At 55.2% G+C, this 25,988-nt stretch carries 25 protein-coding genes, 6 tRNA genes and 1 other RNA gene; 15 read left to right on the plus strand and 17 right to left on the minus strand.

Annotated elements, in window-relative coordinates:
* Positions 1–228: 228 nt before the first annotated feature.
* The 7 genes from LZU96_RS05840 to LZU96_RS05870 all read left to right on the plus strand — a co-directional run bounded on the left by LZU96_RS05840 (position 229) and on the right by LZU96_RS05870 (position 7,192).
* Positions 229–1,245 (plus strand): sulfate ABC transporter substrate-binding protein, encoded by a 1,017-nt coding sequence (locus tag LZU96_RS05840; protein ID WP_233987439.1) that lies wholly within the window; start codon positions 229–231, stop codon positions 1,243–1,245.
* Positions 1,245–2,078, plus strand: coding sequence for a sulfate/thiosulfate ABC transporter permease CysT (cysT, locus tag LZU96_RS05845; RefSeq protein WP_233987440.1), 834 nt, complete (start codon positions 1,245–1,247; stop codon positions 2,076–2,078). The genes LZU96_RS05840 and cysT overlap by 1 nt, the downstream gene beginning before the upstream one ends.
* Positions 2,078–2,953 carry a sulfate/thiosulfate ABC transporter permease CysW gene (gene cysW / locus LZU96_RS05850; RefSeq protein ID WP_233987441.1) on the plus strand — a complete coding sequence of 292 codons (876 nt, stop codon included), beginning with the start codon at positions 2,078–2,080 and terminating at the stop codon, positions 2,951–2,953. Before cysT ends, cysW begins: the two co-directional genes overlap by 1 nt.
* Entirely contained in the window at positions 2,943–4,031 is a 1,089-nt protein-coding gene (cysA, locus tag LZU96_RS05855) for a sulfate/thiosulfate ABC transporter ATP-binding protein CysA (RefSeq protein WP_233987442.1), read from the plus strand. Before cysW ends, cysA begins: the two co-directional genes overlap by 11 nt.
* Positions 4,032–4,111: 80 nt before the next feature.
* The gene (gene cysM, locus LZU96_RS05860; protein WP_233987443.1) at positions 4,112–4,993 is read left to right on the plus strand and encodes a cysteine synthase CysM; all 882 of its coding nucleotides are present in this window, start codon (positions 4,112–4,114) and stop codon (positions 4,991–4,993) included.
* A 169-nt stretch (positions 4,994–5,162) separates the two neighbouring features.
* Complete coding sequence (locus LZU96_RS05865; RefSeq protein ID WP_233987444.1) at positions 5,163–5,843, plus strand: response regulator transcription factor; 681 nt, start codon at positions 5,163–5,165, stop codon at positions 5,841–5,843.
* Positions 5,840–7,192 carry an ATP-binding protein gene (locus tag LZU96_RS05870; RefSeq protein ID WP_233987445.1) on the plus strand — a complete coding sequence of 451 codons (1,353 nt, stop codon included), beginning with the start codon at positions 5,840–5,842 and terminating at the stop codon, positions 7,190–7,192. Before LZU96_RS05865 ends, LZU96_RS05870 begins: the two co-directional genes overlap by 4 nt.
* Before the next feature lie 64 nt (positions 7,193–7,256).
* Here LZU96_RS05870 and crr read toward each other — a convergent pair whose 3' ends face one another.
* The 6 genes from crr to cysZ form a co-directional block, all read right to left on the minus strand.
* Positions 7,257–7,757, minus strand: coding sequence for a PTS glucose transporter subunit IIA (gene crr, locus LZU96_RS05875; RefSeq protein WP_008926530.1), 501 nt, complete (start codon positions 7,755–7,757; stop codon positions 7,257–7,259).
* 42 nt (positions 7,758–7,799) lie between these two features.
* The gene (gene ptsI, locus LZU96_RS05880; RefSeq protein ID WP_233987446.1) at positions 7,800–9,527 is read right to left on the minus strand and encodes a phosphoenolpyruvate-protein phosphotransferase PtsI; all 1,728 of its coding nucleotides are present in this window, start codon (positions 9,525–9,527) and stop codon (positions 7,800–7,802) included.
* A 161-nt stretch (positions 9,528–9,688) separates the two neighbouring features.
* The gene (gene ptsH, locus LZU96_RS05885; RefSeq protein ID WP_003848868.1) at positions 9,689–9,946 is read right to left on the minus strand and encodes a phosphocarrier protein Hpr; all 258 of its coding nucleotides are present in this window, start codon (positions 9,944–9,946) and stop codon (positions 9,689–9,691) included.
* Positions 9,947–10,119: 173 nt separating this feature from the next.
* Positions 10,120–10,314: a hypothetical protein gene (locus tag LZU96_RS05890; protein WP_233987447.1), complete on the minus strand. Its 195-nt coding sequence runs from the start codon at positions 10,312–10,314 to the stop codon at positions 10,120–10,122.
* Between the two features lie 17 nt (positions 10,315–10,331).
* Positions 10,332–11,303, minus strand: coding sequence for a cysteine synthase A (gene cysK / locus LZU96_RS05895; protein WP_233987448.1), 972 nt, complete (start codon positions 11,301–11,303; stop codon positions 10,332–10,334).
* Between the two features lie 141 nt (positions 11,304–11,444).
* A complete protein-coding gene (cysZ, locus tag LZU96_RS05900) occupies positions 11,445–12,212 on the minus strand; it encodes a sulfate transporter CysZ (protein WP_233987449.1) in 768 nt (255 codons plus the stop codon).
* A 219-nt stretch (positions 12,213–12,431) separates the two neighbouring features.
* Between cysZ and zipA the strand changes: the two genes are divergently transcribed.
* The 3 genes from zipA (at position 12,432) to LZU96_RS05915 (ending at position 15,738) form a co-directional block, all read left to right on the plus strand.
* Entirely contained in the window at positions 12,432–13,424 is a 993-nt protein-coding gene (gene zipA, locus LZU96_RS05905; protein ID WP_233987450.1) for a cell division protein ZipA, read from the plus strand.
* A 75-nt stretch (positions 13,425–13,499) separates the two neighbouring features.
* Entirely contained in the window at positions 13,500–15,518 is a 2,019-nt protein-coding gene (gene ligA, locus LZU96_RS05910) for an NAD-dependent DNA ligase LigA (RefSeq protein ID WP_233987451.1), read from the plus strand.
* 1 nt (position 15,519) lies between these two features.
* Positions 15,520–15,738, plus strand: a complete 219-nt coding sequence (locus LZU96_RS05915; RefSeq protein ID WP_233987452.1) for a DUF3820 family protein — start codon at positions 15,520–15,522, stop codon at positions 15,736–15,738.
* A gap of 27 nt (positions 15,739–15,765) precedes the next feature.
* Here LZU96_RS05915 and LZU96_RS05920 read toward each other — a convergent pair whose 3' ends face one another.
* On the minus strand, positions 15,766–16,776 hold the full coding sequence (locus LZU96_RS05920; protein WP_233987453.1) for a bile acid:sodium symporter family protein: 1,011 nt from the start codon (positions 16,774–16,776) through the stop codon (positions 15,766–15,768).
* Positions 16,777–16,872: 96 nt separating this feature from the next.
* Between LZU96_RS05920 and LZU96_RS05925 the strand changes: the two genes are divergently transcribed.
* Complete coding sequence (locus LZU96_RS05925) at positions 16,873–17,793, plus strand: LysR family transcriptional regulator (RefSeq protein ID WP_233987454.1); 921 nt, start codon at positions 16,873–16,875, stop codon at positions 17,791–17,793.
* On the opposite strand, the gene LZU96_RS05930 is transcribed toward LZU96_RS05925, so the two are convergent.
* The 6 genes from LZU96_RS05930 to LZU96_RS05955 all read right to left on the minus strand — a co-directional run bounded on the left by LZU96_RS05930 (position 17,790) and on the right by LZU96_RS05955 (position 18,950).
* Positions 17,790–18,134, minus strand: a complete 345-nt coding sequence (locus LZU96_RS05930) for a FlxA-like family protein (RefSeq protein ID WP_233988137.1) — start codon at positions 18,132–18,134, stop codon at positions 17,790–17,792. The genes LZU96_RS05925 and LZU96_RS05930 overlap by 4 nt on opposite strands.
* Before the next feature lie 249 nt (positions 18,135–18,383).
* Positions 18,384–18,520: non-coding RNA, RtT sRNA (locus tag LZU96_RS05935), on the minus strand.
* Positions 18,521–18,563: 43 nt separating this feature from the next.
* Positions 18,564–18,639 (minus strand) — tRNA-Lys (locus LZU96_RS05940).
* 4 nt (positions 18,640–18,643) lie between these two features.
* Positions 18,644–18,719, minus strand: a tRNA-Val gene (locus tag LZU96_RS05945).
* Between the two features lie 39 nt (positions 18,720–18,758).
* Positions 18,759–18,834 (minus strand) — tRNA-Val (locus LZU96_RS05950).
* Between the two features lie 40 nt (positions 18,835–18,874).
* A tRNA-Val gene (locus LZU96_RS05955) sits at positions 18,875–18,950 on the minus strand.
* Between the two features lie 269 nt (positions 18,951–19,219).
* Here LZU96_RS05955 and gltX point away from each other — a divergent pair.
* A complete protein-coding gene (gltX, locus tag LZU96_RS05960; RefSeq protein ID WP_233987455.1) occupies positions 19,220–20,635 on the plus strand; it encodes a glutamate--tRNA ligase in 1,416 nt (471 codons plus the stop codon).
* 36 nt (positions 20,636–20,671) lie between these two features.
* Here gltX and LZU96_RS05965 read toward each other — a convergent pair whose 3' ends face one another.
* From LZU96_RS05965 to LZU96_RS05975, 3 genes are all read right to left on the minus strand, one after another.
* Positions 20,672–21,022, minus strand: a complete 351-nt coding sequence (locus tag LZU96_RS05965; RefSeq protein WP_233987456.1) for a YfeC-like transcriptional regulator — start codon at positions 21,020–21,022, stop codon at positions 20,672–20,674.
* A 24-nt stretch (positions 21,023–21,046) separates the two neighbouring features.
* On the minus strand, positions 21,047–21,400 hold the full coding sequence (locus LZU96_RS05970) for a YfeC-like transcriptional regulator (RefSeq protein ID WP_233987457.1): 354 nt from the start codon (positions 21,398–21,400) through the stop codon (positions 21,047–21,049).
* Positions 21,401–21,512: 112 nt separating this feature from the next.
* Entirely contained in the window at positions 21,513–22,301 is a 789-nt protein-coding gene (locus LZU96_RS05975; RefSeq protein WP_233987458.1) for a formate/nitrite transporter family protein, read from the minus strand.
* Between the two features lie 358 nt (positions 22,302–22,659).
* Here LZU96_RS05975 and LZU96_RS05980 point away from each other — a divergent pair.
* Positions 22,660–22,735, plus strand: a tRNA-Ala gene (locus LZU96_RS05980).
* A gap of 44 nt (positions 22,736–22,779) precedes the next feature.
* Positions 22,780–22,855: transfer RNA gene (locus LZU96_RS05985), tRNA-Ala, on the plus strand.
* A gap of 311 nt (positions 22,856–23,166) precedes the next feature.
* Here LZU96_RS05985 and LZU96_RS05990 read toward each other — a convergent pair.
* Complete coding sequence (locus LZU96_RS05990; protein WP_233987459.1) at positions 23,167–24,357, minus strand: NupC/NupG family nucleoside CNT transporter; 1,191 nt, start codon at positions 24,355–24,357, stop codon at positions 23,167–23,169.
* Between the two features lie 370 nt (positions 24,358–24,727).
* Between LZU96_RS05990 and LZU96_RS05995 the strand changes: the two genes are divergently transcribed.
* Positions 24,728–25,969 carry an Nramp family divalent metal transporter gene (locus LZU96_RS05995; RefSeq protein WP_089561698.1) on the plus strand — a complete coding sequence of 414 codons (1,242 nt, stop codon included), beginning with the start codon at positions 24,728–24,730 and terminating at the stop codon, positions 25,967–25,969.
* Positions 25,970–25,988: the final 19 nt, after the last annotated feature.

Below are 25,988 nucleotides of genomic sequence, written 5' to 3' on the forward strand. Positions count from 1 at the left end.
TAATCGTGGGCCGGTCATCCCCTCTCACTCCTGAATCCTCTGGCGGACGTCACGCGACGTCCGCCTCCGCTTTTGCTGAAAACGGCATAAACTTCGCCGCCGTCTTATGCTTTTTTCGACTTTGAAATCATCAAACGATATATAAAACCGTTACTGGTTTTCACAGAGTTATAAATAAACTGGTGCCTCAGCGGGTGAGATCCGCATCAAACTTTTTCAGGGTGCCAAATGACATTACAAGCGATGAAAAAAATCGTGAGCGGTCTCGCGTTGTCGCTGAGCCTTGCCGGCGCAGCCCATGCCACTGAATTACTTAACAGCTCCTACGACGTATCGCGTGAGCTGTTTGTTGCCCTGAATGCGCCCTTCATCAAGCAGTGGGATGCCAGCCATCCTGCCGATCCGCTGACCATCAAGATGTCACATGCCGGTTCCTCGAAACAGGCACTGGCGATCCTGCAGGGGCTGCGCGCCGATGTCGTGACTTACAATCAGGTCACTGACGTGCAGGTGCTGCATGATAAAGGCAACCTGATTGCGGCGGACTGGAAAAGCCGCCTGCCTAACAACAGCTCGCCGTTCTACTCCACCATGGCGTTCCTGGTGCGCAAGGGCAATCCAAAGCAGATCCATGACTGGTCTGATTTGGCCCGCAGCGACGTGAAGCTGATCTTCCCCAATCCAAAAACGTCCGGCAACGGTCGCTATACCTATCTGGCGGCCTGGGGCGCAGCGGACAAGGCTGATGGCGGCGATCAGGCCAAAACCCGCGCCTTTATGACCCAGTTCCTGAAAAATGTGGAAGTGTTCGATACCGGCGGTCGCGGCGCAACCACGACCTTTGCCGAACGTGGGCTGGGCGATGTGCTGATCAGCTTTGAGTCGGAAGTGAACAATATTCGTAATCAGTACGGTAAAGATCAGTATGAAGTGGTGGTGCCGAAAACCGACATCCTGGCGGAGTTTCCGGTGGCGTGGGTGGATAAAAATGTCGCCCATAACAACACGGCCGACGCGGCCAGCGCTTACCTGAACTATCTCTATACACCCGCCGCGCAGGCGATCATTACCCGCTATTACTATCGGGTGAACAACCCGCAACTGATGGCGGAGCAGAAGGATCGCTTCCCGCAAACCGAGCTGTTCGGGGTTGAAGAGGCGTTTGGCGGCTGGGATAAGGTCATGCAGACCCACTTCGTCAGCGGCGGTGAGCTCGACAAATTGTTAGCGGCGGGGCGCGGATAATGTTTGCAGCCAGCCAGAAACGTGTATTGCCCGGCTTTGGTATCAGCCTCGGCACCAGCCTGCTGTTTACCTGTCTGATTCTGCTGTTGCCGGTCAGTGCCGTGATTATGCAGCTGTCGCAAATGACGCTGCAACAGTACTGGGATGTGGTCACCAATCCACAGCTGATTGCCGCCTATAAAGTGACGCTGCTCTCTGCGGGTGTCGCATCACTGTTCAACGCCGTGTTCGGCATGCTGATGGCGTGGATCCTGACCCGTTATCGCTTTCCTGGCCGGACGCTGCTGGATGGCCTGATGGATCTGCCGTTCGCGCTGCCGACCGCCGTGGCGGGTCTGACGCTGGCCGGACTGTTTTCAGTTAACGGCTGGTACGGACAGTGGTTCGCACATTTTGATATCAAAATTTCCTACACCTGGATCGGCATTGCGATTGCGATGGCGTTCACCAGCATCCCGTTTGTGGTGCGTACCGTGCAGCCGGTGCTGGAGGAGTTAGGCCCGGAATATGAAGAGGCCGCGGAAACGCTCGGCGCAACGCCGTGGCAGAGCTTTCGCCGCGTGGTGCTGCCGGAGGTCGCACCCGCGCTGCTGGCCGGCACGGCGCTCTCCTTTACCCGCAGCCTGGGTGAGTTTGGCGCGGTGATTTTCATTGCCGGCAACATCGCCTGGAAAACCGAAGTGACCTCGCTGATGATTTTTGTCCGGCTGCAGGAGTTCGATTATCCGGCAGCCAGCGCTATCGCCTCGGTGATTCTGGCCGCCTCGCTGATTCTGTTGTTCGCGATTAACACATTACAGAGCCGCTTTGGCCGTCGTCTGGGAGGCCACTAATGGCAGAGGTTTCGCAACTTAATCATGCTGCCCGCCAGCCGGTCAACTGGGGCAAATGGCTGCTGATCGGTATTGGCGCGCTGGTGTCGATACTGCTGCTGGTGGTGCCGATGGCTTCGATCTTCTGGGAAGCACTGAATCAGGGGCTGATTGTCGCCCTTAGCAACCTGGCGGACCCTGACATGCTGCACGCTATCTGGCTGACCGTGATGGTGGCGCTGATTACCGTGCCGGTTAACCTGGTGTTTGGCACGCTGCTCGCCTGGCTGGTGACACGCTTTACCTTTCCCGGACGGCAACTGCTGCTGACGCTGTTTGATATTCCGTTTGCCGTCTCACCGGTGGTCGCCGGTCTGATGTATCTGCTGTTCTGGGGCGTGAACGGTCCGGCGGGCGGCTGGCTGGATGCCCATAACATTCAGATTATGTTTGCCTGGCCTGGCATGGTGCTGGCAACGGTATTTGTCACCTGTCCGTTTGTGGTGCGTGAACTGGTGCCGGTGATGCTGAGCCAGGGCAGTCATGAAGATGAGGCGGCAGTGCTGTTAGGCGCTTCCGGCTGGCAGATGTTCCGTCGCGTCACGCTGCCGAATATCCGCTGGGCGCTGCTGTATGGCATCGTGCTGACTAACGCCCGCGCGATTGGTGAATTTGGTGCGGTCTCGGTGGTATCGGGATCGATTCGCGGTGAGACCTATACCTTACCGCTTCAGATTGAATTACTGCATCAGGATTACAACACCGTTGGCGCGTTCACCGCCGCCGCGCTGTTGACGCTGATGGCAATTGTTACGCTGTTTCTGAAAAGCATTGTGCAATGGCGCTTAGCGCAACAGCACACTCGCTTGCAACAGGAGGGAAATCATGAGCATTGAGATTAACAAGATCAACAAATCCTTTGGTCGCACGTCGGTGCTGAACGATATCTCTCTTGATATTGCCTCGGGCGAGATGGTGGCGTTACTGGGCCCGTCAGGTTCGGGGAAAACTACGCTGTTGCGCATTATTGCCGGGCTGGAACATCAGAACAGCGGTCAGATCCGTTTTCACGGTAACGATGTCAGCCGCCTCCATGCACGCGATCGTCAGGTCGGATTTGTCTTTCAGCACTATGCGCTGTTCCGTCATATGACGGTATTCGACAACATCGCCTTTGGTCTGACCGTGCTGCCGCGCCGGGAACGTCCGTCCTCTGCCGAGATTAAGCAGCGCGTCACCCGCCTGCTGGAGATGGTACAACTGGCGCACCTGGCGAATCGCTTCCCGGCGCAGCTGTCAGGCGGTCAGAAGCAGCGTGTGGCGCTGGCGCGTGCCTTAGCCGTCGAACCGCAAATCCTGCTGCTGGATGAGCCATTTGGTGCGCTGGATGCACAGGTGCGTAAAGAGCTGCGCCGCTGGCTGCGTCAGCTGCATGAAGAGATTAAATTTACCAGCGTGTTCGTCACCCATGACCAGGAAGAGGCGATGGAAGTGGCGGATCGCGTGGTGGTGATGAGCCAGGGCAATATCGAACAGGTGGGTACCCCAGACGATGTGTGGCGCGATCCGGCGACCCGCTTTGTGCTGGAGTTCCTCGGTGAAGTAAATCGCTTTGACGGCGAGATCCAGGGCTCACAATTCCACGTTGGCGCCCATCACTGGCCGCTGGGTTATACCTCAGCGCATCAGGGAGCGGTCGAACTGTTCCTGCGTCCGTGGGAAATTGATGTCTCACGCCGTAGCAGCCTGGAAACGCCGCTGCCGGTGCAGGTACTGGAGATCAGCCCGCGCGGCCATTTCTGGCAACTGGTGGTGCAACCCACTGGCTGGCAGAGCGAGCCGTTCTCGCTGGTCTTTGAAGGCGAGCAGACCGCGCCGATCCGTGGCGAACGCCTGTTCGTTGGCCTGCAGCAGGCGCGTCTTTATCAGGGCGACACCCCGCTGCGCGCAGTTGCCTTTGCTCAGAGCGCCTGATATTTTCTCATCAACACCGGCGGGAGTGTGACTCCCGCCTTTTTTTTGCCATTTTTTTGTAATACGCCAGGAACAACACCGTGACGACTCTCGAAGATACCATCGGCAATACGCCGCTGATTAAGTTGCAGCGCCTGACGCCCGCTAACGGCAGTGAGGTGTGGCTCAAGCTGGAAGGCAATAATCCGGCGGGATCGGTCAAGGATCGCGCGGCCTGGTCGATGATCCATCAGGCAGAGCTGCGCGGCGAAATCACGCCAGGCGATCAGTTAATTGAAGCCACCAGCGGCAACACCGGCATTGCGCTGGCGATGATCGCCGCGATGAAAGGCTATCGGATGCGCCTGCTGATGCCGGACAACATGAGCCAGGAACGGCAGGATGCAATGCGTGCCTACGGTGCCGAACTGGTGTTGGTGTCGCGCGAGCAGGGAATGGAGGGCGCGCGCGACCTGGCGCAGGCGATGGCGGCACGCGGTGAAGGTCGGGTACTTGACCAGTTCAACAACCCCGACAATCCGCTGGGCCATTATCAGACTACCGGCCCCGAGCTGTGGCAACAGTCAAACCAGCGGATGACCCACTTTGTCTCCAGCATGGGCACCACCGGCACCATTACCGGCGTCGGGCGTTACCTGAAAGAGCACAATACCGGCGTGCAGGTAATCGGTTTGCAGCCCAGCGAAGGCAGCAGTATTCCGGGTATTCGCCGCTGGCCGCTGGCCTATCTGCCGGGCATTTACCGGCCTAATCTGGTGGATGATGTGATTGACATGTCGCAGCAGGAAGCGGAAGAGACGATGCGCGCACTGGCAAGACGGGAAGGGATCTTCTGCGGCGTCAGCTCTGGTGGCGCGGTTGCGGGCGCACTGCGTATCGCCGCTGCGCATCCCGGCAGCGTGGTGGTAGCGATCGCCTGCGATCGTGGCGATCGCTATCTCTCCACCGGTCTCTATCAGTAACGTTCTCTCCGCCTGAACCGGCCTGCGCGCGCGTTATCGCTGCCCGCAGGCTTTTTTTTACGTGGCCTGAAGCTGGCTGTGGTGCTAAATCTGTAAGGATCACGTAAATCAGGCTGCGCCTTTTCCCGGCACAGGACAAAATAGCGGCAATTTTGTACGAGAGATAAAAATGAAAATCCTGCTTGTAGATGATGACGTTGAATTAGGCACCATGTTAAGCCAGTACCTGATTGCCGAAGGGTTCGATGCGCAGCTGGTGTTAACCGGCAGCGCCGGCGTTCAGGGCGCGCTGTCCGGACACTATACCGCCATGATTCTGGATATCATGCTGCCCGATATGAGCGGTATCGATGTGCTGCGCCAGGTGCGACAGAACAGCCGCTTGCCGGTCATCATGCTGACCGCTAAAGGCGACAACATCGATCGGGTGATTGGGCTGGAGATGGGCGCGGATGATTACATGCCAAAACCCTGCTATCCGCGAGAACTGGTGGCCCGTCTGCGTGCGGTGCTGCGTCGTTTCGAAGAGCAGGCGCCGCAGCCTGACACCAAAGAGCCGCTGCGCTGGCGCGAGCTGACGCTGAATCCCGCTACCCGCATCACCGAATGGCAGGGTAAAGCGTTTGATTTAACGGCGTCAGAATTTAACCTGCTGGATTTGCTGCTGCGTGCGCCGGATCGGGTGGTATCGAAAGATGAGCTGTCAGAGAAGGGGCTGGGTCGTCCGCGTGAAGCCTATGACCGCAGCGTCGATGTTCATATCAGCAACATCCGTCAGAAGTTAAGCGCCTTAACCGCGGACAGCATCAATATTGAGACCGTACGCAGTATTGGTTACCGTATTCGATGAAGCAAAGCTACCGTGGACGGATGTTCTGGAAGATCCTGATCGGCTTCTGGGTGGTGTTCGTTATCATGAGCCAGTTAATCTGGCTGGGCTTTTCCCTCTCCGGTAAACGCCATGAGCCGCCTGAAATCGTCGCCATCCGTCGTACCGTCGATCTGCAAATGGCCTCGGCGGTGTCGGTGCTGGAGCGGGGCGGGCCTGACGCACTGGAAGATATGATGGCGGGCTGGGAGCCTAACGATCGCCAGTTTTTTACCGTTACCCAGCATTCCCGACCCGCACTTCAGCCCAACCTGCCCGAGCGGCTGAATTTACCGTTTCAGGGACCAATACCTGACCAGGTGGTACGCTGGGTGCACGGCGCGGATGGCAAAGAGTATGAGCTGCGTTACAACATCAAGGGTATGCGCGAAGACAGCAGCATGAATATGATGCCGCGCAAGTTCCTCAATATTCCTGAGCCGATGTTTGTCTTTGCCGGTTCGGTCGGGCTGCTGTTCAGCCTGCTGCTGGCCTGGAACCTGACCCGACCAATGCGTCAACTGCGCGAAGGTTTTTCCCGGGTCGCAGAAGGCGATCTAAGCGTGCGGCTGTTTCCCATGATGCGTAAACGGCACGACGAGATTTCCAACGTGGCGGAAGCCTTCGATGCGATGGTGGAACGGCTGGAGACGCTGGTGCGGGCGCGTGAAGAGTTGCTGCACGATATCTCCCATGAGCTGCGCTCACCGCTGGCGCGGCTGCAGCTGGCCACCGGCCTGGCACGGCAGACGCCGGAAAGCGTCGGCAGTTCGCTCGATCGGATTGATGAGGAGGCGCGTCGGCTGGATAAGATGATCGGCGAGTTGTTAACCCTGTCGCGCGCTGAACATGAAAGCATTCCCGACGAGCAATACTTTGACCTGACCGGTTTACTCGATGCGGTAGTGACCGATGTCCGTTACGAAGCGCAGATCCCGGGTGTCAGGGTCGAGTTTCAGGTGGATAAAGCGGCGGATTATACCGTGCGCGGCAATGCCGAGTTGATACGACGCGGCGTTGAGAATGTGCTGCGTAATGCGCTGCGCTTTTCCCTTCCCGGTCAGCTGATTGACGTTCGTTTAAGTGCGGAGCAACAGTGGCTGGCGATTCGGGTGCGGGATCAGGGACCGGGCGTGGATGAAGAGAAGTTATCCAGCATCTTCGACCCGTTTGTACGGGTTAACTCTCCGCTGATGGGCAAAGGCTATGGTCTGGGGCTGGCAATCGTGCGTAAAGTGGTGCTGGCGCATCATGGCGACGTTAAAGCGATGAACCGACCTGATGGTGGCCTGGAACTGACGCTGCGTTTACCGCGCTGGCAGCAGCCCTGAGTTTTCCCGTCTGTCAGAAACAATAACGGCACCCGAAGGTGCCGTTATGTTTAATCAATGATGCTTACTTCCTGATGCGAATCACCGGCGTTTCGCCGACGGTGACCTGGCCAGACAGCTTAATCAATTCCTTGATTTCATCCATGTTGGAGATGACAACCGGCGTCAGGGTTGATTTTGCTTTCTCTTCCAGCAGCGGTAAATCGAACTCGATGACCACATCGCCTTTTTTGACCTTCTGGCCTTCTTCAGCGATGCGTTTGAAGCCTTCACCTTTCAGTTCAACCGTATCGATACCGAAGTGGACGAACAGCTCAATGCCGTTATCCGATTCGATTGAAAAAGCGTGGTTGGTTTCAAAAATCTTGCCAATAGTGCCATCAACAGGCGCAACCATCTTGTTGCCGCTCGGTTTGATCGCAATACCGTCGCCCACGATTTTTTCTGCAAACACCACATCTGGTACGTCTTCAATATTCACGATTTCGCCTGACAGAGGCGCTACGATATCAATTGTCCCAGCGCTATCTGTTTTTTCGCCAAAAAGTTTAGAAAACAAACCCATGATCTTCTCCTAAGCAGTAATTTGGGGCCAGCATCTCGCAGATTAGCAGAGCGTTTTTTCTTTGATGAACTTGTTAACCAGGTTCATCAAATCATCCGCTGTCGGTTGAGCCAGTGCCTGCTCCGCCAATGCCTTCGCATCTTCGAAATTAGTATTACGAATGATTTTCTTGATGCCAGGGATAGAAATGGCACTCATGCTGAACTCGTCCAGCCCCATTCCCAGTAACAGTAGTGTAGCACGTTCATCACCTGCCAGCTCACCACACATGCCAGTCCATTTGCCTTCAGCGTGAGATGCATCAATGACTTGCTTGATTAAGTTAAGCACTGACGGCGTCATTGGGTTGTACAGGTGCGAGATCAAATCATTACCACGATCGACCGCCAGAGTATACTGCGTCAGGTCGTTGGTCCCAATACTGAAGAAGTCGACTTCCTTCGCCAGATGGTGAGCAATCACGGCCGAAGCGGGGGTTTCCACCATGATGCCGACTTCGATGCTCTCATCAAACGCTTTGCCTTCTTCACGCAGCTGGGCTTTCAGCAACTCCAGTTCCGCTTTCAGGCTGCGCACTTCTTCAACCGAAATGATCATCGGGAACATAATGCGCAGTTTGCCGAAGGATGAGGCACGCAGGATAGCACGCAGCTGAGCATGCAGAATCTCTTTGCGATCCATGGCGATACGAATCGCGCGCCAGCCGAGGAACGGGTTCTCTTCTTTCGGCAGGTTCATGTACGGCAGATCTTTGTCGCCGCCGATGTCCATGGTACGCACGATAACCGCCTGCGAACCCATCGCTTCAGCCACGGCCTTGTAAGCCTGGAACTGCTCTTCTTCGCTTGGCAGCGAGTCACGGTCCATGAACAGGAACTCGGTGCGGTAGAGGCCGACGCCTTCTGCGCCGTTACGCTCAGCACCAGCGATATCGCGTACGGTACCGATGTTCGCGCATACTTCTACCTGATGACCGTCCAGCGTGACCGCGGGCAGATCTTTCAGTTTGGCTAATTCATGTTTTTCAGACAGATACTGGGTCTGTACTGCTTTCAGCTCTTCCTGAAGGGCTTCAGAAGGATTGACGTGAATAGCATTATTAACGCCATCCAGAATCAGGAAGTCGCCGTTTTTGATGTTGGCGGTGACGTTACCGGTACCGACAATTGCCGGGATCTCCAGTGAACGCGCCATGATTGAGGTGTGCGAGGTACGGCCACCCAAATCAGTAATAAAGCCCAGCACCTTTTTCAGGTTCAGCTGAGCGGTTTCAGACGGCGTTAAATCTTTGGCCACCAGAATGGATTCGTCCTGAATAGCGCTCAGGTCAACGATATGCAGACCAAGGATGTTCTGCAGCAGACGTTTACCGATGTCACGCACGTCAGCCGCACGCTCTTTCAGGTATTCGTCATCTAACTCTTCCAGCGCTTTCGCCTGGCCATCAATCACAGAGTAGGCAGCGGCGTCAGCAGAGGCGTGATCTTTTTTGATCAGGTCGATGATTTCCTGCTCCAGCTCTTCATCTTCCAGCAACATGATGTGGCCTTCGAAGATGGCGGCTTTCTCTTCACCGAGGGTTTCACCCGCTTTGACGCGAATCGCTTCCAGTTGTACTGCCGCCTTGCTGCGGCCATCGAGGAAGCGCTGAACTTCCTGCTCAACCTGGTCATCAGAAATTTTCTTGCGGTTGATGACGATCTCGTCTTCTTTCAGCAGCAGTGCTTTGCCGAAAGCGATACCTGGTGATGCTAAAATGCCTGAAATCATAACCTTACCTTTTAATCACGATGGCTGATTGGACTCTATGCGGTGCCATTGTCGCGGGACACGTACTCTACGAAAGCAATAACGCGGACAGATTGTCCGCGATCAAGATGTTTGCACTCAATGGCGCAGAGGAGTCGATTTGCTGGAAAGCTGAGCGGAAGTTACTCCAGTTCAGCCATCAGTTTAACCAGATGCTCAACTGCTTTTTGCTCGTCTTCACCTTCCGCGGAAAGGGTCACGACAGTACCCTGAGTTAAACCCAGCGTCTGCAGTTTGAACAGGCTTTTTGCGCTCGCTGATTTACCGTTAGAGGTCACGGTAATTTCTGACTGGAAAGCTTTGGCTTCTTTTACGAATTGCGCAGCTGGGCGAGTGTGCAGACCGTTTGGTGCGGTAATGGTAACTTCTTGCTGGAACATTCTATTTCCCCAACGTTATCAGGATGAGTGTTTTGGATCTAAAGTCTAGCCTGGAGCCGTCACTTTAGCCTGTGTAGGTGCGCGGGTATAGCGTCATGCTGACCAACGACGCGCATGAATGAATTTTTCAATTCCGTTGCGTGTCAAAAACGATTCTACACGTCACCGGGTAATTATGCCGTTAATCGCCGTTTCGCCAAATCCGTAAATCGATTCAGCTTGATCCACTTCAAAGAGGGATTAATTTCAGGCATCGAAATAATTGGCAGTCTAAATACCAGAGCCACGTCACTGAAATCAATCTGTCTGGTGGTGAAAGTGAGATCTGCACCACAAAAAAGCACCCATTCGGGTGCTTTTTTCTCCATTTTCAGACTTCCGTCCGTTACTGCTGCAGCTCTTTTTCGGTAAAGAGATCGGCAAACAGGGCGGTACTCAGATAGCGTTCGCCGGAAGAGGGGAGAATCACCACGATGTTCTTATTGGCGAAGGCTTCATCTTCCTGCAGCTTCAGTGCCGCAGCTACCGCAGCGCCGGATGAGATACCGGCCAGGATACCTTCTTCTTCCATCAGCTGACGGGCGGTACTGATAGCCTCTTCGTTGCTGATGGCAATCACCCGATCGATCAGGTTCAGGTCAAGGTTACCCGGAATGAAACCGGCACCGATGCCCTGAATTTTATGCGGGCCGGGCTTGATTTCATCACCGGCCAGAGCCTGGGCAATTACAGGAGAATCAGTGGGTTCAACCGCCACTGAAATCAAATCCTTCTTGCCTTTGGTGTTCTTGATGTAGCGGCTCACGCCGGTCAGCGTACCGCCGGTGCCAACGCCGGCAATGAACACATCGACTTCGCCATCGGTGTCTTCCCAGATTTCGGGTCCGGTGGTTTTTTCATGAATTTCGGGGTTCGCCGGGTTGCTGAACTGCTGCAGCAGCACATATTTATCCGGATTACTGGCAACAATCTCTTCGGCTTTGCCGATAGCGCCTTTCATGCCCTTGGCGCCTTCGGTCAGCACCAGCTGTGCGCCCAGCGCTTTCAGCAATTTACGGCGCTCGACTGACATGGTTTCCGGCATGGTCAGCGTCAGTTTGTAACCGCGCGCGGCCGCCACATAGGCCAGCGCGATACCGGTGTTACCGCTGGTCGGTTCAACCAGCTCAACGCCCGGTTTCAGAATGCCACGTTTCTCTGCGTCCCAAATCATATTGGCACCGATACGGCATTTTACGCTGAAGCTCGGGTTACGGGATTCAACTTTCGCAAGGATGCGGCCGTTACCGATGCGGTTCAGGCGAACCAGCGGCGTATGACCAATTGTCAAAGAGTTGTCTTCATAGATCTTACTCATAGCCTGCCCTTAACTGTATGAATTATTGGGAACCCTCTGAGCATACCTGTTCTGCCTGGGTGCGGAAGGAAAGAAATCGCATATCTATATTTCAGCCGGCAATAAGCCCTGCAAAAAAGAGCATAAGGCCAGCTGACGCTGTTAGCGCTGGCCAGTGCGGGCCAGCTGCAGCCGATAGCGATCAACCCACATTGCCGTAGCGCCGCACACAGCCACCGGCATGATGGCGAGGTTAAGAATCGGAATCATCGTGAACAGACTAATCAGGGCGCCAAACTGCATGTTAGCGGTTTTGTGCTGCCGCAAAGCGTTGCGCATCTGCTGGAAAGGCACTTTATGGTTATCGAACGGATAGTCGCAATATTGCACTGACAGCATCCAGGCGCTGAACAGGAACCACAGTACCGGCGCAACGGTCTGGCCGAAGCCGGGAATAAAATAGAGCAGCAGCAGACCGACGGCGCGCGGCAGGTAGTAGCCCAGCTTTTGCAGCTCACGCTTCATAATGCGCGGCACATCCTTAATCAGACCGATCCAGCCGCTGTCGGGAAGGGGCTTACCGGTGAGACGCCCTTCGAGCTGCTCAGCCAGCAGGCCGCAGAATGGGGCCGCGATCAGGTTCGCCAGCGTCGAGAAGAAGTAGCTGAATACCAGCACAATCGCAATCACTGACAGCGGCCACAACAGATAGCTCAGCCACTGTAACCACTCCGGGATCGACGCCATCAGTCGTGGGATCCAGTCGCCGAGGCGATAAAACAGCCAGATAAACGCGCCGCCCAGCATAACGATGTTAATCAGCAATGGCATCACCACAAAACGCCGGATGCCAGGTAAACGCACCAGTTTCCAGCCCTGACTAAAGTAGTGCACACCGTTAAAATTTGAGACGGGATTCTCAAGGGCCATAAAGCCAACTCTCCTGAAGATGTTAAGGCGCGCCTACTATAACCTGGCTTTTTCTGCTGACAATCTGCCGTTTGGGTAAAAAAGCAGCGAGAAAGCATCGATAGGCTATCTTATTTGTCAGAAAAATCCTGTACAGACTTGCACTTGTCTGGCAGGGCAAATACAGTTAGAGGATAAAGTTTGCCGCGGTGGCAAGGTATTGGAACAACAGAGAATACAATGATGCAGGATTTGCGTCTGATATTAATCGTTGTTGGTGCGATCGCCATTATAGCGCTCCTTCTTCACGGGCTGTGGACCAGCCGAAAAGAGCGCTCGTCAGTGTTCCGCGATCGCCCGCACAAACGTCTTAAACAACGTGATGAACATGATGAGCAGGATCTGATTGACGACGAGGACGACGGCGTCGGTGAGGTCCGTGTACGCCCTGAGCGTTCGGCTCATCAGGAACCGCGTTTTGATGAAGTTCGCGATTCACAGCCACAAGCGCCGCGTAAAGCCGCGCCTGCTGAGCCTGTGCGTCAACCCGCACCGCGACCTGCACCGCAGTCTGAACCTGAGAGCGATCCGTTGTTCGATACGGCGCCACAGCCTAAACCACAGCCGCGCCCGGAGCCGGTTCGTCAGCCGCAGCCCGCGCCGACCTTTGTCGCACCGCCGGTACAGGCTGACCCGCTGCTGGATTCAGACCCGCTGGAATCGGTGCAGCCGGAACCGCTGTATCAGGCTGAGCCAGAGCCACAGTCTGAAATCATTGCCGCGCCAGCGCCTGAAACCAAAGCGCCAGCCGAGAAGCCGAAAGAGGCAGTGCTGGTACTGCATGTGGCCGCACACTCCGGTGGCGAACTGAACGGCGAAGCGCTGCTGCAGGGCATTCTGCAGGCGGGCTTCCAGTTTGGCGAAATGAACATTTTCCATCGTCATCTCAGCCCGGCAGGCAGCGGCCCGGTGCTGTTTAGCCTGGCCAACATGGTTAAGCCAGGTTCGTTCAATCCTGACCTGATGACCGACTTCAGCACGCCTGGCATCTCTATCTTTATGATGGTGCCGTCGTACGGTGATGCGAATCAGAACTTCAAGCTGATGTTACAGTCGGCGCAGCGTATCGCAGATGATGTTGGCGGTGTGGTGCTGGATGATGAGCGCCGGATGATGACACCACAGAAGCTGGAAACCTACAAAGCGCGTATTCGCGATGTGGTCGGCGTCTGAGACCTGCGCTAACGGTTATCTGAATTGTTAAAACAAACCCCCGCCTGTCGGGGGTTTTTTATCTGATGGGGCTTTATGAAATCCGTCCAGGATCAAATCACCGAACTGCGCACTACGTTGCGCCATCATGAATACCTCTATCACGTTATGGATGCCCCGGAAATCCCGGACGCCGAGTACGATCGTCTGATGCGCGAACTGCGCCAGATGGAAGAGGCGCATCCCGAACTGATTACCCCTGACTCACCCACTCAGCGGGTCGGGGCCGCGCCGCTGACGGTGTTCGAACAGGTGCGACATGAAGTTCCGATGCTGTCACTGGATAACGCCTTTGATGAAGCGACCTTTCTGGCCTTCAACAAACGGGTGCAGGATCGACTGAAAAACAGTGACGACATCACCTACTGCTGCGAACTCAAGCTGGATGGACTGGCGGTCAGCCTGCTGTATGAAAACGGTTTGCTGGTTCGGGCCGCAACGCGCGGTGATGGCACAACCGGCGAGAATATTACCGCCAACGTGCGCACCATTCGCGCCATCCCGCTGCGGCTGAAAGGTGACAACATCCCGGCGCGACTGGAAGTGCGCGGTGAAGTGTTTATGACCCAGCGCGGCTTTGAAAAGCTGAATGAGGAAGCGCGTCGCACCGATGGCAAAGTCTTTGCCAACCCGCGTAATGCGGCAGCCGGATCGCTGCGCCAGCTTGATCCCCGCATCACCGCTAAGCGTCCGCTCACCTTCTTCTGCTACGGCTTTGGCCTGCTGGAAGGCGGCGAGATCCCGCATAGCCACATGGCGCGGCTGCAACAGTTTAAAGCCTGGGGATTGCCGGTCAGCGACCGGATTCGTCTGGCGCACAACGCGGAAGAGGCATTGGCTTTTTATCGTGAGATTGAGCAACAGCGTCCCGCGCTCGGTTTTGATATCGATGGCGTGGTCATCAAAGTCGATTCACAGGCGTTGCAGGAGCAGCTGGGCTTTGTTGCGCGCGCGCCACGCTGGGCCATCGCCTTTAAGTTTCCGGCTCAGGAGCAGATGACCTGGGTCCGTGACGTTGAGTTTCAGGTCGGGCGTACCGGCGCGATTACTCCGGTGGCGCGACTGGAGCCGGTTCAGGTGGCGGGTGTCATCGTCAGTAATGCCACGCTGCATAACGCCGATGAAATTGAGCGACTGGGCTTACGCATTGGCGACCGGGTGGTGATTCGCCGGGCGGGCGATGTGATCCCGCAGGTGGTCAATGTGGTGGTGACGGAACGTCCCGATGATGCGCGCGAAGTGGTGTTTCCGGCGCATTGCCCGGTCTGTGGTTCGGATGTTGAGCGGGTAGAAGGTGAATCCGTTACGCGCTGTACCGGTGGACTGATCTGCGGCGCCCAGCGTAAAGAGGCGCTGAAGCACTTCGTTTCGCGCCGGGCGATGGACGTCGACGGGATGGGCGATAAGATTATCGACCAGCTGGTAGAAAAAGAGTATGTCAAAACCCCGGCCGACCTGTTCCGTCTGACCGCCGGTCTGCTGACGGGCCTTGACCGGATGGGCCCGAAGTCGGCGCAGAACGTGGTGGATGCGCTGGAGAAAGCGAAGTCGACCACGCTGGCGCGGTTCATGTATGCGCTCGGTATTCGCGAAGTGGGTGAAGCCACCGCCGCTAATCTGGCGAACCATTTTGGTGAACTGGAAAAAGTGATGGATGCCGATCTGGACGCGCTGATCGCGGTACAGGATGTCGGCAAGGTGGTCGCGTCCCACGTGCGAAACTTTATGGAAGAGGAGAGCAACCGCGAGGTGATCCGCCAGCTGGTCGACGAGATTGGCATTCACTGGCCGCCGGTGGTGGTGGTGAGAGCGGAAGAGATCAACAGCCCGTTTGCCGGTAAAACCGTGGTGCTGACTGGCTCGCTGTCGCAGATGAACCGTGATGACGCTAAAGCGCAGTTGACGGCGCTGGGTGCGAAGGTGAGCGGAAGCGTGTCAAAGAAAACCGATCTGCTGATTGCCGGTGAAGCGGCCGGTTCTAAGCTGGCAAAAGCGCAGGAACTGGGGATTGAAGTGATCGATGAAGCGGAAATGATCCGCCTGCTGGGTGCCTGAAATGGATAAGCACCAGCTGGTGGCTATTGCCAATACCGCGATGCCTTTTGGCAAGTACAAAGGGCGGATGCTGATCGATCTGCCTGAGCCTTATCTGCTGTGGTTTGCCCGCAGCGGAGATTTTCCGTCAGGCCCGCTCGGTGAACTGATGCAACTGACGCTGGCGATCAAAATCGAAGGCCTTGAAGGGTTAGTGAAACCGCTCAAGGCCGCTGACTGAAACCAGCCCGCGCCGGCGGGCTGTTTTTTACTTCTGTGACTCCATCACCGAGGCTTTAACCTGCTGAGCCTGTTGCTTCTCACCACTCTTCTTATAGCGTCCGGCGATAAACGAACAGACCATCAACTGAACCTGATGGAAAATCATCAGCGGCAGGACAATGATCCCTACCGTGCTGGCCGGAAACAGAATATTCGCCATCGGGACGCCGTTCGCCAGGCTCTTCTTCGAGCCACAAAACAGCACCACAATTTCGTCGGCGCGCTTAAAGCGGAACAGACGAGATGCCAGCAGGTTGATCAGCAGCACCGCGACCAGCAACAGCACCGATCCCGCCAGAATCCACAGCAGCGTAACCACCCCAACTCGATGCCAGATGCCATTCACGACCGCTTCACTGAAGGCTGAGTAGACCACCAGCAGAATCGATGTCTGATCGGTTTTACCAATCAGGCTGCGGTGTTTCTCAATCCAGCCGCCAATCCAGCGGCGGGAAAGGTGTCCGAGGATAAAGGGCACCATTAACTGCAGCATGATCTTCCCGATCTGTTCAAGACCATCGGTCGGAGCGCTGCTATGCACATCCATCACCAGATTAACCAGCAGCGGAGAGATGAAGACGCCCAGCAGACTGGAGGCGGAAGCGCTGCACACTGCCGCTGCCACGTTGCCGCCCGCGATAGAGGTAAAGGCGATGGCTGACTGCACGGTAGCAGGCAAAATGCAGAGATAAATAAAGCCGGTGTAGATCTCCGGGCCAACGTTAACCGGATGCCACCAGACCAGCAGCAAGCCCAGCGCCGGGAACAGCACAAAGGTGCTGAACATAATCCACAGATGCAGCTGCCAGTGGCTGCTGCCCGCAATGATTTTTTCACGCGAAAGTTTGGCACCGTGCATGAAGAACAGCAGCGCAATAGCGGCAGTGGCGAGATAGTCGAAGATATCGACATAGATGCCTTTCGCGGGCAGGAACGTGGCCAGCAATACGGTGATGATGAGTTTCACCATCATCGGATCGAGCTTTAAAAATCCCATTGTTAAAGTCCGGTTAAATATTGAATGGTAATGATTGTGCGCGAAGCGGGTTTAGAAATAAAATTGATTTATTGAATTAATCTATGAGCTAAATCGATGAATTACACCCTGCGCCAGCTGCGAACCTTTATTGCGGTCGCCCATCACGGCGGTTTCAGTCAGGCCGGACAGGCGATCGGCCTGAGCCAGTCGGCGGTCAGTCACAGTATCAAAGAGCTGGAAGCGGAGATTGGCGTACGCCTGCTGGACCGCACCACCCGGGAAGTGATGCTGACCGAAGCCGGACAGCAGCTGGCGACACGGATGGAGCGATTGCTGGAGGAGATCAATACCACGCTGCTGGATATCCGCAGCTACGGCGAGCAGCGCAGCGGCACGGTACGGCTGGCGGCCAGCCAGACCATTTCAGCCCATCTGGTGCCGCAATGCCTGGCGGCCAGTCAGCAACATTTTCCCGATATCAAAGTGATACTCCACGATCGCGCCCAGCAGTGGGTATTGCAAAGCGTGCGCAACGCCGAGGTCGATTTTGGCATCATCATTGGTCCGCTCAGCGATGCCGATTTCGATTACCTCGCCATTCTCGACGAGCCCTTTCTGCTGCTCTGCCGCGATGACGATCCGCTGGCGCAGGTTGAACAGCCGCAATGGTCCATGCTGGATGGGCGTACGATGGTGCTACAGGATTACGCGTCAGGGAGTCGGGTATTGATTGATGCAGCGATGCAGCAGCAGCAGATTCATGTCGAGGTGGTGCAGGATATTGGGCATCCCGCCACGCTATTCCCAATGGTTGAGGCAGGGATCGGCATCAGCATTTTACCGGCGCTGGCTTTGCCGCTGCCGGCCGGGCGAGCGTTGACGGTGAGGCGTTTGTATCCGGAGATCAATCGCAGCCTGATGCTGATTAAACGCAAAAATCGCTCGCTGACGCCTGCCGCTGAAGCGATCTGGCAAGAGGTGCGCCAGCAGGCAGCGCTGCTGGCGCAACAACGCGCGGTCAGACCGGCGTTTTAGATATAGACGTTCAGCTGGTTAGCGTCAGTGGGACGATTAACCCCGTCCGCTTTGATTTCACCGGTCTGGCTGCTGCTGTCACTTTTCTGCTCAGCCTGTTCAGCTTGCTTCTGTTGCAACTGCGCAATCTGCGCCTCCAGCATGGTGATCTGCGATTCATACATCTGCTGCATTTCAGCTTTCTGTTTGTCCGTCAGATCGGCGTTGCCGGAGAGATCTTTGAGTTGTTTAGTGATGTTCTGAATCTGTTTACTCAGCGCGGCCACCTGCGACGCTACACTGCCGCCGCCGCTGTCACCGCCACTGACTGCACTGCTTAAAATCCCGGATATTGATGACATCATTTTCTCCCTGCAATTAGTCAATAACGTTATCGGCGTGCAGGAAAATGACTTGAGAAGAAAAGTGTCAGGGTGGGGGGAAAAGAGCGGCACGGGCAGAGTAGGGTGAGATGAGTGCGGGTGATGCTGTCGCATCAGCCTGAATCGCTCCCGGCGATTCAGTCGAACCTGCGGCAGGTTCTCATCCGGCACGTTCAGCGCTGTGCCACAGAAACGAAAAAAGCGCCATAAAGGCGCTTTTTTCTGAATTGGTGGGTCGTGCAGGATAAGCCTCGGCCCGTCCCGGGCCTCGCCCTGCGGGTGATGCTGTCGCATCAGCCTGAATCGCTCCCGGCGATTCAGTCGAACCTGCGGCAGTTTCTCATCCCGCACGTTCAGCGCTGTGCCCTGAAAACGAAAAAAGCGCCATAAAGGCGCTTTTATCTGAATTGGTGGGTCGTGCAGGATTCGAACCTGCGACCAATTGATTAAAAGTCAACTGCTCTACCAACTGAGCTAACGACCCGAAGTGGTGGGTGATGACGGGCTCGAACCGCCGACCCCCTCCTTGTAAGGGAGATGCTCTACCAACTGAGCTAATCACCCACTTCGTACTGCTTAACAGGCGTGTATCACACTAAGATATGGTGGGTGATGACGGGTTCGAACCGCCGACCCCCTCCTTGTAAGGGAGATGCTCTACCAACTGAGCTAATCACCCATATCTTATATCCTGTTCACTGCGGGCCACTGGTTTAGAGTGGTGGGTGATGACGGGCTCGAACCGCCGACCCCCTCCTTGTAAGGGAGATGCTCTACCAACTGAGCTAATCACCCCCGCTGTGTGGAGTCGCATTATAGGGATAGTAGATTTTGAGTCAACGCTTTTTAAAACATAAATGTGCGTTCGGTTTATTTTTAAACATCCTGTCGCGCTTTTAGTCAATGTGCTGGTTTTACTGGCAGAAAAGGCCCTTTTCCTGGGGCGCAGGCGGCGGGCACGCATTGAGGATTCACCGCCAGATGCTAGAATGTGCCCACTATTTCGCGTCTAACCTGTTTTTTGTCATCCAGACAGAGAACCCGCGCATTTAAGGCAATACTCAATGAAAATCAAAACTCGCTTCGCGCCCAGCCCTACCGGCTATTTACATGTGGGCGGCGCTCGTACCGCACTTTACTCCTGGCTCTTCGCCCGCCACAACCAGGGCGAGTTTGTGCTGCGTATTGAAGATACCGATCTGGAGCGCTCCACACCGGAAGCCATTGAAGCCATCATGGATGGCATGAACTGGCTGAGCCTCGACTGGAACGAAGGCCCGTATTACCAGACCAAACGCTTCGATCGCTACAACGCGGTGATTGATGAGATGCTGGCAGCGGGCACCGCGTATAAATGCTACTGCTCGAAAGAGCGCCTCGAAGCCCTGCGTGAACAGCAGATGGCAGATGGCGAAAAACCGCGTTATGACGGCCGCTGCCGTGACAGTCATGAGCATCACGCCGCCGATGAGCCGTGCGTGGTGCGTTTCCGCAACCCGCAAGAGGGTTCGGTGATTTTTGACGACCAGATCCGCGGTCCGATTGAATTCAGCAACCAGGAGCTGGATGATCTGATCATCCGCCGCACCGACGGTTCACCGACCTATAACTTCTGCGTGGTGGTGGATGACTGGGATATGGGAATTACCCACGTTATCCGTGGCGAAGACCATATCAATAACACCCCGCGTCAAATCAACATCCTGAAAGCGATTGGCGCGCAGGTGCCGGTTTATGCACACGTATCGATGATCCTCGGTGATGACGGCAAGAAGCTCTCCAAACGTCATGGCGCCGTTGGCGTGATGCAGTACCGCGATGATGGTTACCTGCCGGAAGCGCTGCTGAACTACCTGGTCCGCCTCGGCTGGTCCCACGGCGATCAGGAGATCTTCAGCGTTGCCGAGATGACCGAGCTGTTTACGCTGGATGCGGTCAGCAAATCGGCCAGTGCCTTTAATACAGAAAAACTGCAGTGGCTGAATCACCATTACATTAATGCGCTGCCGCCAGAATATGTTGCGACCCATCTGCAGTGGCATATTGAAGAACAAAAAATTGATACCCGCACCGGTCCGGAACTGGCGAAGCTGGTTGGCCTGCTGGGTGAACGTTGCAAAACGCTGAAAGAGATGGCCGCTTCCTGCCGCTATTTCTACGAAGATTTTGCAGAGTTTGACGCCGATGCCGCGAAAAAACATCTGCGTCCGGTAGCGCGTCAGCCGCTGGAAGTGGTGCGTGACAAGCTGGCAGCCATCAGCGACTGGACAGCCGAAAACGTTCATCAGGCGATTCAGAGCACCGCAGATGAGCTGGAAGTCGGGATGGGGAAAGTAGGTATGCCGCTGCGTGTGGCGGTAACGGGAGCGGGTCAGTCACCCGGTCTGGATGTCACCGTTGAAGCGATTGGTCGGAGCCGCAGCGTCGCGCGTATTGAGCAGGCGCTGGCTTTCATCAGTGAGCGTGAAGCGCAGGCCTAAACAAACCAGCCGGAAGCAGTCTGCTTCCGGTTTCTTTTACTCTTCACTGATATCCAGCCGCTGCAGTATCCCTTTTATTCCAATCCGTAGGATGAGTGCTGAAAGCTTTTGCTGTTCAGCCGGACTCATTTGCTGGAGGGTACGCAGTAATAGTGTTGTTGAATCGGCCGGGACATGATATCTGGCGACTGGCTCATGCAGATTCCGCGTCGACTGAATGAACTTTTCCACGCGTTCATCAATATGAATGAGTCGCGCTTTGCCGCCCTGAACCCCAGGCCTGAGCTGGGTGGTCCAGTTTTCGCGCTTAACCCACTTGTTCACTGTCTGTCGGCTGACGCCTGTCTCCATGGCGAGCTCGGCAGGTGTGAGCCATTCCTTTTTCACATCACTTTCCCTGATAATGATCTTTTACTCTTCGCTAATCCCCAGCCGCAGCAAAACACCCTTGATCCCTTCACGTAATATTAATGCGGTGAACTGATCCTGCTCTGCCTGACTCATTTGCTGGACGGAACTTATTAATAACGCAGGCAATGATTGAGGCGCTGTACCATAGGTTGCTGAGGGTTCGTTCAGATTGCGCGTTGACTGGATGAAATTTTTTACACGCTCATCAATATGGATCAGGCGAGCCTTACCGCCTTGTACACCGGGCTTCGGCGTGGTGGTCCAGTTTTCCCGCTTGATCCATTTGTTCACCGTTTGCCGACTGTAACCCGTTTCCGCCGCCAGCTCTTCGGGAGTGAGCCATTCCTTTTTCACGATGCTGTCCCTGTTAAATACATTAGCAGTACATATTACAGCAAAACGTAACGGGTGAAAGTAACTGAAGGTGAAATTGCCTTTTGCCACTCGACAAAAGGCAAGCGTTGATTTATTGCACGCTGCTGGCCGGTTCAACCGCCGGACGGAACGCGAGGAAGTAGGCCAGACCGACGAAAACTGCACCGCCGACGCCATTACCTAAAAACACCGCCACGAAGTTGGGGAAATATTCTGCCCAGCTCATCTGGCCGGCGAAGATGGCGGCCGGAATGATAAACATATTCGCGACAACGTGCTGGAAGCCGATGGCAACAAAGGCCATCACCGGGAACCACATGCCAAAGATTTTCCCGACCACATCTTTACTGGCGAATGCCAGCCAGACCGCCAGACAGACCAGCCAGTTACAGCCGATGCCCGATATAAAGGCGTGCAGGAAGTCGGCGTGGACTTTTGCTGACGCGATCGCCACCGTCTTCTTCAGGTAATCTCCTTCGGTCATGCCCAGCATGTGACCAAAGAACCAGGCCACCGCCACGCTGCCGAGGAAGTTGGCCAGCGTCACCCAAAACCAGTTACGCGCCACGCTGAAAAACGAAATACGACGGGCAAACCAGGCAACCGGTAAGGTCATCATATTGCCGGTCAGCAGCTCGCCGCCGGCCAGTACTGTCAGAATCAAACCGACCGGGAAGACCGCTGCGCCCAGCAGGCCGCCGAATGAACCCCAGTCAGCAGGCAGAGAGTTAATTACATGCAGATCCAGCAGGAAGCCGGTAGCTATAAAGGCACCCGCCATAAAGCCGAGGATCAGAAGGATGCTGACAGGCGCACGGCTTTTAGCCACGCCGGCCTGGATCGCCAGTTGTGCGATTTCTTTTGGTGTATGCAGCGACATATTATCTCTATAGTTTTTTTTGATTAATGGGACGGTAAACGCCTGGTGGACGCGCGGCTGGCGGGAGAGGGTCCCGGTGGCCGCTTAATTAGCGCGCTAAGTTTTGCATGGGGAAAAGCTGAAGACAAGAAAATTCCTATAACATATTTAACCCTGATTTAACCTGGCGGCCGTCTGAATAACATAAAAAAAGCGATCAGAGCCGACAGGTCACGTTTGGGCCGTTGCCATGCTGCTGAAACCGCTAAGGTTGCCGCCTTTTTCAGCGATCAGACACAGAATGTGATTTTGCCGTTGACACCCTGGAGGGGGTTTCATATTATGCCGTCCGTCGCTTAACGCGACAGTTTTTCGGTTCGGGGCTATAGCTCAGCTGGGAGAGCGCCTGCATGGCATGCAGGAGGTCAGCGGTTCGATCCCGCTTAGCTCCACCAAACTTCTTCCCAAAAGTTTGGCACTGAAAAACGATTCCAGATGTGGGGGTATAGCTCAGCTGGGAGAGCGCTTGCATGGCATGCAAGAGGTCAGCGGTTCGATCCCGCTTATCTCCACCATTTTTCTGACACGTCGCTGTCAACATTTCCGAATCCGACTTTTCGCTTAACGGCGTAATCTTTCCCTGTCTGACATTCTTCCCCTGGATTTTTTGCTGCAGGCTAAACCTCGCGGATCAGGCGCATGGCCTGTGCGTAGCCTCGCGCTACCTTCCGGTATGCTCATCCGTTGCTTCAGAGGACGTTCAGCACAGAGCTTCCCGCACGGCGTCAGCCCAGATTTACGAGTCGCAGAAAAGGTTGCAGGATGAGAAAAGAAGAAGCAGAAAAGCAGAGGGAAGAGAAGGGCGAGACGGGCTCGCCCTTTTAGATCAGAACGCCAGCACCAGACCGGCAATCGCGGCAGAAAGCACACTGACCAGCGTCGAGCCGTACAGCAGTTTCAGACCAAAGCGGGAAACCACATTACCTTGCTCTTCGTTCAGGCCTTTGATCGCGCCCGCGACGATGCCGATAGAGGAGAAGTTAGCGAACGACACCAGGAACACCGACAGGATGCCTTCGGCGTGCGGTGAGAGCTGACCGGCGATTTTCTGCAGATCCATCATCGCCACGAACTCATTCGACACCAGCTTGGTCGCCATAATACTGCCAACCTGCAACGCTTCACCTGCCGGCACGCCCATCACCCAGGCAAACGGATAGAAGACATAGCCCAGCACGCCCTGGAAGGTGATACCGAAGATCACGTCAAACAGCGCATTCAGACCCGAAATCAGCGCGATAAAACCGATCAGCATCGCGGCCACAATGATGGCAACGCGGAAACCGGCCAGAATGTATTCGCCCAGCATTTCAAAGAAGCTCTGACCTTTATGCAGATCCTGCAGTTGCAGATCTTCTTCACTGTCGACGCGGTAAGGGTTGATCAGTGACAGCACAATAAAGGTACTGAACATGTTCAGTACCAGCGCCGCGATCACATATTTAGGCTGCAGCATGGTCATGTAAGCGCCGACAATCGACATAGAGACGGTCGACATCGCGGTGGCTGCCATGGTGTACATCCGGCGCTGTGACATCTGGCCGAGGATATCTTTATAGGCGATGAAGTTTTCTGACTGTCCCAGTATCAGAGAACTCACGGCGTTAAAGGACTCCAGTTTGCCCATGCCGTTGACTTTCGACAGCACGGTACCGATGCCACGGATCACCCACGGCAGGATGCGGAAGTGCTGCAGAATACCGATCAGCGCAGAGATAAAGACGATCGGGCACAGCACGTTGAGGAAGAAGAAGGCCAGGCCTTTATCATTCATGTTGCCGAAGACAAAGTTGGTTCCTTCCGCCGCATATTTCAGTAGATGGTCGAACACACCGGCGAAGCCTTTGACGAATCCCAGTCCCGCTTCTGAGTTCAGGAAGAACCAGGCGAGCACAATTTCAATCACCAGAAGCTGTATAATGTAGCGAATGCGAATACTTTTACGATCGTGGCTGACCAGTAACGCCAGCACACCGACCACCACCAGTGCTAAAAGAAACTGCAAAATATGGGACATGGTTGCTCCAAATTTGAGGAGGGTTGTATTTTGCTGCGTATTCTATGTAACGCGTTACTTAAAAACGAGATCTGAACCACAATATAAGTATTCGCTATCACCTTATCTTGCAGAAAACTCTTAGCGATCACGTCTCGTTTACAAAACCTTCACAGTAGATAACCACAAATTTATTGTCTATATTTTGCACCGGGCGTAGAGTGACATCGTTGCTCACATTTTTAGCACTCACTTCCTTTACTGTAAGATATAGCAATGGCTATACTTTATAGCAGCATCTATTTCACCAATAACTAAAACCGAATTTCACTTGCTCTTGCTTCCTCCTAAGCTTGCCGGGGTAGGCAAATGTTCAGACAGGGTACCAGATATGTTTGAAAGTCGTACCGCCGAGCGCGCCGCTCGCGGAGTAAGAAAAGTCAAACTCGCACTGTTGGGACCCGCGTTTATTGCCGCTATCGGCTATATCGATCCGGGCAACTTTGCGACCAATATTCAGGCTGGTGCGGCGTACGGCTATAAACTGCTGTGGGTGGTGGTATGGGCCAACATCATGGCGATGCTGATCCAGCTGATGTCCGCCAAACTGGGCATCGCCACCGGTAAAAACCTCGCTGAACATATTCGTGACCGCTTTCCCCGGCCGGCGGTCTGGTTCTACTGGGTACAGGCGGAAATTATCGCCATGGCGACCGATCTGGCGGAATTTATCGGCGCGGCACTGGGGTTCAAGCTGCTGCTGGGCATCTCATTAATGCAGGGCGCGGTGCTGACCGGTATCGCCACCTTCCTGATCCTGATGTTGCAGAGTCGCGGGCAGAAGCCGCTGGAACTGGTGATTGGCGGGCTGCTGCTGTTTGTCGCCGCCGCCTATATCGTTGAGCTGTTCTTCTCACAGCCAAAAGTGAGCGAACTGGTGATCGGTATGGCGCTGCCGTCGTTACCGACTTCCGATGCGGTGTTCCTTGCGGCTGGCGTGCTGGGCGCAACTATCATGCCGCACGTCATCTATCTGCACTCTGCGCTGACGCAGGGGAAAAGCAGTGACAGCAAAGGACAGCGTTATTCATCGACCAAACTGGACGTGGCGATTGCCATGACCATTGCCGGATTCGTTAACCTGGCGATGATGGCTACCGCGGCGGCCGCTTTCCACTTTAGCGGCCACAGTAAAATTGCCGAACTCGACCAGGCTTACCTGACGCTACAGCCGTTACTGGGTGAGGCCGCGGCGATCGTGTTTGGCCTCAGCCTGGTGGCCGCCGGTTTATCCTCAACGGTAGTGGGAACGCTGGCGGGACAGGTAGTGATGCAGGGCTTTATTCGTTTCCATATTCCGCTCTGGGTGCGCCGCACGGTGACCATGCTGCCCTCCTTTATTGTTATCTGGGCGGGCTGGGACCCCACGCGCATTCTGGTGATGAGTCAGGTGCTGCTCAGCTTTGGTATTGCGCTGGCATTAATTCCGCTGCTGGCGTTCACCGGCAACCGCGAACTGATGGGCGATGAGATGGTTAACTCGCGTCTGATGCAGCTGACCGGCTGGGTGATTGTCGCGCTGGTGATTACGCTGAACATCTATCTGCTGGTGGGCCAGGCGCTGGGGTTGTAGCGGCGTCAGGCAAACAAAA

The organism is Pantoea agglomerans, from assembly GCF_021397715.1.
GTDB classification, from domain to species: domain Bacteria; phylum Pseudomonadota; class Gammaproteobacteria; order Enterobacterales; family Enterobacteriaceae; genus Pantoea; species Pantoea astica.

Bases quoted from the DNA above. Each gene is read 5' to 3' on its own strand.
- LZU96_RS05870 (WP_233987445.1), top strand. From the start codon at position 5,840: ATGAAGCAAAGCTACCGTGGACGGATGTTCTGGAAGATCCTGATCGGC.
- LZU96_RS05930 (WP_233988137.1), bottom strand. From the start codon at position 18,134: ATGTCATCAATATCCGGGATTTTAAGCAGTGCAGTCAGTGGCGGTGAC.
- crr (WP_008926530.1), bottom strand. From the start codon at position 7,757: ATGGGTTTGTTTTCTAAACTTTTTGGCGAAAAAACAGATAGCGCTGGG.
- LZU96_RS05975 (WP_233987458.1), bottom strand. From the start codon at position 22,301: ATGTCGCTGCATACACCAAAAGAAATCGCACAACTGGCGATCCAGGCC.
- LZU96_RS05840 (WP_233987439.1), top strand. From the start codon at position 229: ATGACATTACAAGCGATGAAAAAAATCGTGAGCGGTCTCGCGTTGTCG.
- zipA (WP_233987450.1), top strand. From the start codon at position 12,432: ATGATGCAGGATTTGCGTCTGATATTAATCGTTGTTGGTGCGATCGCC.
- LZU96_RS05990 (WP_233987459.1), bottom strand. From the start codon at position 24,357: ATGTCCCATATTTTGCAGTTTCTTTTAGCACTGGTGGTGGTCGGTGTG.
- cysA (WP_233987442.1), top strand. From the start codon at position 2,943: ATGAGCATTGAGATTAACAAGATCAACAAATCCTTTGGTCGCACGTCG.
- LZU96_RS05995 (WP_089561698.1), top strand. From the start codon at position 24,728: ATGTTTGAAAGTCGTACCGCCGAGCGCGCCGCTCGCGGAGTAAGAAAA.
- gltX (WP_233987455.1), top strand. From the start codon at position 19,220: ATGAAAATCAAAACTCGCTTCGCGCCCAGCCCTACCGGCTATTTACAT.
- cysZ (WP_233987449.1), bottom strand. From the start codon at position 12,212: ATGGCCCTTGAGAATCCCGTCTCAAATTTTAACGGTGTGCACTACTTT.
- ligA (WP_233987451.1), top strand. From the start codon at position 13,500: ATGAAATCCGTCCAGGATCAAATCACCGAACTGCGCACTACGTTGCGC.
- LZU96_RS05865 (WP_233987444.1), top strand. From the start codon at position 5,163: ATGAAAATCCTGCTTGTAGATGATGACGTTGAATTAGGCACCATGTTA.
- LZU96_RS05920 (WP_233987453.1), bottom strand. From the start codon at position 16,776: ATGGGATTTTTAAAGCTCGATCCGATGATGGTGAAACTCATCATCACC.
- cysT (WP_233987440.1), top strand. From the start codon at position 1,245: ATGTTTGCAGCCAGCCAGAAACGTGTATTGCCCGGCTTTGGTATCAGC.
- cysK (WP_233987448.1), bottom strand. From the start codon at position 11,303: ATGAGTAAGATCTATGAAGACAACTCTTTGACAATTGGTCATACGCCG.
- LZU96_RS05890 (WP_233987447.1), bottom strand. From the start codon at position 10,314: ATGGAGAAAAAAGCACCCGAATGGGTGCTTTTTTGTGGTGCAGATCTC.
- LZU96_RS05925 (WP_233987454.1), top strand. From the start codon at position 16,873: ATGAATTACACCCTGCGCCAGCTGCGAACCTTTATTGCGGTCGCCCAT.
- ptsI (WP_233987446.1), bottom strand. From the start codon at position 9,527: ATGATTTCAGGCATTTTAGCATCACCAGGTATCGCTTTCGGCAAAGCA.
- cysW (WP_233987441.1), top strand. From the start codon at position 2,078: ATGGCAGAGGTTTCGCAACTTAATCATGCTGCCCGCCAGCCGGTCAAC.
- ptsH (WP_003848868.1), bottom strand. From the start codon at position 9,946: ATGTTCCAGCAAGAAGTTACCATTACCGCACCAAACGGTCTGCACACT.
- LZU96_RS05915 (WP_233987452.1), top strand. From the start codon at position 15,520: ATGGATAAGCACCAGCTGGTGGCTATTGCCAATACCGCGATGCCTTTT.